Source organism: Citrobacter sp. KTE30 (assembly GCF_000398825.1).
In the GTDB taxonomy this organism is placed as follows: domain Bacteria; phylum Pseudomonadota; class Gammaproteobacteria; order Enterobacterales; family Enterobacteriaceae; genus Citrobacter; species Citrobacter freundii.
In genome coordinates, this window is sequence record NZ_KB976055.1 from 4,171,394 (window position 1) to 4,176,622 (window position 5,229).

Genomic DNA, 5,229 nt, shown 5'->3' on the forward strand with positions numbered 1-5,229 from the left:
CGCATGGGGAGACCCCACACTACCATCGGCGCTACGGCGTTTCACTTCTGAGTTCGGCATGGGGTCAGGTGGGACCACCGCGCTACAGCCGCCAGGCAAATTCTGTTATTAACCCGCTTTTCGCCGGTTAATGTAATCTGTAATCAAGCTGAATCTGATGTCTGTCTCTTCGCCAAAACATCTTCGGCGTTGTAAGGTTAAGCCTCACGGTTCATTAGTATCGGTTAGCTCAATGTATCGCTACGCTTACACACCCGACCTATCAACGTCGTCGTCTTCAACGTTCCTTCAGGAGACTTAAAGTCTCAGGGAGAACTCATCTCGGGGCAAGTTTCGTGCTTAGATGCTTTCAGCACTTATCTCTTCCGCATTTAGCTACCGGGCAATGCCATTGGCATGACAACCCGAACACCAGTGATGCGTCCACTCCGGTCCTCTCGTACTAGGAGCAGCCCCCCTCAATTCTCCAGCGCCCACGGCAGATAGGGACCGAACTGTCTCACGACGTTCTAAACCCAGCTCGCGTACCACTTTAAATGGCGAACAGCCATACCCTTGGGACCTACTTCAGCCCCAGGATGTGATGAGCCGACATCGAGGTGCCAAACACCGCCGTCGATATGAACTCTTGGGCGGTATCAGCCTGTTATCCCCGGAGTACCTTTTATCCGTTGAGCGATGGCCCTTCCATTCAGAACCACCGGATCACTAAGACCTGCTTTCGCACCTGCTCGAGCCGTCACTCTCGCAGTCAAGCTAGCTTATGCCTTTGCACTAACCTCCTGATGTCCGACCAGGATTAGCTAACCTTCGTGCTCCTCCGTTACTCTTTAGGAGGAGACCGCCCCAGTCAAACTACCCACCAGACACTGTCCGCAACCCGGGTAACGGGTCCACGTTAGAACCCCAGCCATTAAAGGGTGGTATTTCAAGGATGGCTCCATGCAGACTGGCGTCCACACTTCAAAGCCTCCCACCTATCCTACACATCAAGGACCAGTGTTCAGTGTCAAGCTATAGTAAAGGTTCACGGGGTCTTTCCGTCTTGCCGCGGGTACACTGCATCTTCACAGCGAGTTCAATTTCACTGAGTCTCGGGTGGAGACAGCCTGGCCATCATTACGCCATTCGTGCAGGTCGGAACTTACCCGACAAGGAATTTCGCTACCTTAGGACCGTTATAGTTACGGCCGCCGTTTACCGGGGCTTCGATCAAGAGCTTCTCCTTACGGATAACCCCATCAATTAACCTTCCGGCACCGGGCAGGCGTCACACCGTATACGTCCACTTTCGTGTTTGCACAGTGCTGTGTTTTTAATAAACAGTTGCAGCCAGCTGGTATCTTCGACTGATTTCAGCTCCATGAGTAAATCACTTCACCTACATATCAGCGTGCCTTCTCCCGAAGTTACGGCACCATTTTGCCTAGTTCCTTCACCCGAGTTCTCTCAAGCGCCTTGGTATTCTCTACCTGACCACCTGTGTCGGTTTGGGGTACGATTTCGTGTTACCTGATGCTTAGAGGCTTTTCCTGGAAGCAGGGCATTTGTTACTTCAGCACCGTAGTGCCTCGTCATCACACCTCAGCGTTAAAAAGGTACCGGATTTACCTGGAACCTCCGCCTACATGCTTAAACCGGGACAACCGTCGCCCGGCTAACATAGCCTTCTCCGTCCCCCCTTCGCAGTAACACCAAGTACAGGAATATTAACCTGTTTCCCATCGACTACGCCTTTCGGCCTCGCCTTAGGGGTCGACTCACCCTGCCCCGATTAACGTTGGACAGGAACCCTTGGTCTTCCGGCGTGCGGGGTTTTCACCCGCATTATCGTTACTTATGTCAGCATTCGCACTTCTGATACCTCCAGCATACCTCACAGTACACCTTCAACGGCTTACAGAACGCTCCCCTACCCAACAACACATAGTGTCGCTGCCGCAGCTTCGGTGCATGGTTTAGCCCCGTTACATCTTCCGCGCAGGCCGACTCGACCAGTGAGCTATTACGCTTTCTTTAAATGATGGCTGCTTCTAAGCCAACATCCTGGCTGTCTGTGCCTTCCCACATCGTTTCCCACTTAACCATGACTTTGGGACCTTAGCTGGCGGTCTGGGTTGTTTCCCTCTTCACGACGGACGTTAGCACCCGCCGTGTGTCTCCCGTGATAACATTCTTCGGTATTCGCAGTTTGCATCGGGTTGGTAAGTCGGGATGACCCCCTAGCCGAAACAGTGCTCTACCCCCGAAGATGAGTTCACGAGGCGCTACCTAAATAGCTTTCGGGGAGAACCAGCTATCTCCCGGTTTGATTGGCCTTTCACCCCCAGCCACAAGTCATCCGCTAATTTTTCAACATTAGTCGGTTCGGTCCTCCAGTTAGTGTTACCCAACCTTCAACCTGCCCATGGCTAGATCACCGGGTTTCGGGTCTATACCCTGCAACTTAACGCCCAGTTAAGACTCGGTTTCCCTTCGGCTCCCCTATACGGTTAACCTTGCTACAGAATATAAGTCGCTGACCCATTATACAAAAGGTACGCAGTCACCCCATAAAGAGGCTCCCACTGCTTGTACGTACACGGTTTCAGGTTCTTTTTCACTCCCCTCGCCGGGGTTCTTTTCGCCTTTCCCTCACGGTACTGGTTCACTATCGGTCAGTCAGGAGTATTTAGCCTTGGAGGATGGTCCCCCCATATTCAGACAGGATACCACGTGTCCCGCCCTACTCTTCGAGTTCACAACCTGTGCATTTTGGTGTACGGGACTATCACCCTGTACCGTCGGACTTTCCAGACCGTTCCACTAACACACAAGCTGATTCAGACTCTGGGCTGCTCCCCGTTCGCTCGCCGCTACTGGGGGAATCTCGGTTGATTTCTTTTCCTCGGGGTACTTAGATGTTTCAGTTCCCCCGGTTCGCTTCATTACGCTATGTATTCACGTAATGATAGTGTGACGGATCACACTGGGTTTCCCCATTCGGAAATCGCCGGTTATAACGGTTCATATCACCTTACCGACGCTTATCGCAGATTAGCACGTCCTTCATCGCCTCTGACTGCCAGGGCATCCACCGTGTACGCTTAGTCGCTTAACCTCACAACCCGAAGATGTTTCGTAAAACACCATCGTGTTGCGAAAATTTGAGAGACTCGAACACACCATTTTTCATTTCTTATTACGGAGAAATGAAACAGTGTGTCGTTTCAATTTTCAGCTTGATCCAGATTTTTAAAGAGCAAAACTTCGCAGTGAACCTTTTCAGGTACACTCTGAAGTTTTCTTGTGTTTTTGCAGTAAAGATGGTGGAGCTATGCGGGATCGAACCGCAGACCTCCTGCGTGCAAGGCAGGCGCTCTCCCAGCTGAGCTATAGCCCCATCGTAGTTATCTCATTCACCTTAATTCCTGCTGAGACAAGGCGTGGAGCGGCGAAGCATACTGAAGTATGCGAGTCGTTTCACAACGCGGTATCAGAAAGAATTTGGTAGGCCTGAGTGGACTTGAACCACCGACCTCACCCTTATCAGGGGTGCGCTCTAACCACCTGAGCTACAAGCCTGCAGAGATTTTCTTACTGCTAATTTTCATCAGACAATCTGTGTGAGCACTACAAAGAACGCTTCTTTAAGGTAAGGAGGTGATCCAACCGCAGGTTCCCCTACGGTTACCTTGTTACGACTTCACCCCAGTCATGAATCACAAAGTGGTAAGCGCCCTCCCGAAGGTTAAGCTACCTACTTCTTTTGCAACCCACTCCCATGGTGTGACGGGCGGTGTGTACAAGGCCCGGGAACGTATTCACCGTGGCATTCTGATCCACGATTACTAGCGATTCCGACTTCATGGAGTCGAGTTGCAGACTCCAATCCGGACTACGACATACTTTATGAGGTCCGCTTGCTCTCGCGAGGTCGCTTCTCTTTGTATATGCCATTGTAGCACGTGTGTAGCCCTACTCGTAAGGGCCATGATGACTTGACGTCATCCCCACCTTCCTCCAGTTTATCACTGGCAGTCTCCTTTGAGTTCCCGACCGAATCGCTGGCAACAAAGGATAAGGGTTGCGCTCGTTGCGGGACTTAACCCAACATTTCACAACACGAGCTGACGACAGCCATGCAGCACCTGTCTCAGAGTTCCCGAAGGCACCAAAGCATCTCTGCTAAGTTCTCTGGATGTCAAGAGTAGGTAAGGTTCTTCGCGTTGCATCGAATTAAACCACATGCTCCACCGCTTGTGCGGGCCCCCGTCAATTCATTTGAGTTTTAACCTTGCGGCCGTACTCCCCAGGCGGTCGACTTAACGCGTTAGCTCCGGAAGCCACGCCTCAAGGGCACAACCTCCAAGTCGACATCGTTTACGGCGTGGACTACCAGGGTATCTAATCCTGTTTGCTCCCCACGCTTTCGCACCTGAGCGTCAGTCTTTGTCCAGGGGGCCGCCTTCGCCACCGGTATTCCTCCAGATCTCTACGCATTTCACCGCTACACCTGGAATTCTACCCCCCTCTACAAGACTCTAGCCTGCCAGTTTCGGATGCAGTTCCCAGGTTGAGCCCGGGGATTTCACATCCGACTTGACAGACCGCCTGCGTGCGCTTTACGCCCAGTAATTCCGATTAACGCTTGCACCCTCCGTATTACCGCGGCTGCTGGCACGGAGTTAGCCGGTGCTTCTTCTGCGAGTAACGTCAATCGTTGAGGTTATTAACCACAACGCCTTCCTCCTCGCTGAAAGTACTTTACAACCCGAAGGCCTTCTTCATACACGCGGCATGGCTGCATCAGGCTTGCGCCCATTGTGCAATATTCCCCACTGCTGCCTCCCGTAGGAGTCTGGACCGTGTCTCAGTTCCAGTGTGGCTGGTCATCCTCTCAGACCAGCTAGGGATCGTCGCCTAGGTGAGCCGTTACCCCACCTACTAGCTAATCCCATCTGGGCACATCCGATGGCAAGAGGCCCGAAGGTCCCCCTCTTTGGTCTTGCGACGTTATGCGGTATTAGCTACCGTTTCCAGTAGTTATCCCCCTCCATCGGGCAGTTTCCCAGACATTACTCCCCCGTCCGCCACTCGTCACCCAAGGAGCAAGCTCCTCTGTGCTACCGTTCGACTTGCATGTGTTAGGCCTGCCGCCAGCGTTCAATCTGAGCCATGATCAAACTCTTCAATTTAAGTTTGATGCTCGTGAATTAAACTTCGTAATGAATTACGTATGTTCACTCA

The 5,229-nt window shown here is 52.2% G+C and carries 2 tRNA genes and 3 rRNA genes; all 5 read right to left on the reverse strand.

Annotated elements, in window-relative coordinates:
• Window position 1: 1 nt before the first annotated feature.
• A 5S ribosomal RNA gene (rrf, locus tag WC1_RS03460) occupies window positions 2–96 on the reverse strand.
• A gap of 97 nt (window positions 97–193) precedes the next feature.
• Window positions 194–3,100, reverse strand: a 23S ribosomal RNA gene (locus tag WC1_RS03455).
• 206 nt (window positions 3,101–3,306) lie between these two features.
• Window positions 3,307–3,382, reverse strand: a tRNA-Ala gene (locus tag WC1_RS03450).
• A 105-nt stretch (window positions 3,383–3,487) separates the two neighbouring features.
• Window positions 3,488–3,564 (reverse strand) — tRNA-Ile (locus WC1_RS03445).
• 71 nt (window positions 3,565–3,635) lie between these two features.
• A 16S ribosomal RNA gene (locus tag WC1_RS03440) occupies window positions 3,636–5,177 on the reverse strand.
• Together the 16S, 23S and 5S rRNA genes with 2 tRNA genes alongside form the textbook arrangement of a ribosomal RNA operon.
• Between the last annotated feature and the right edge of the window lie 52 nt (window positions 5,178–5,229).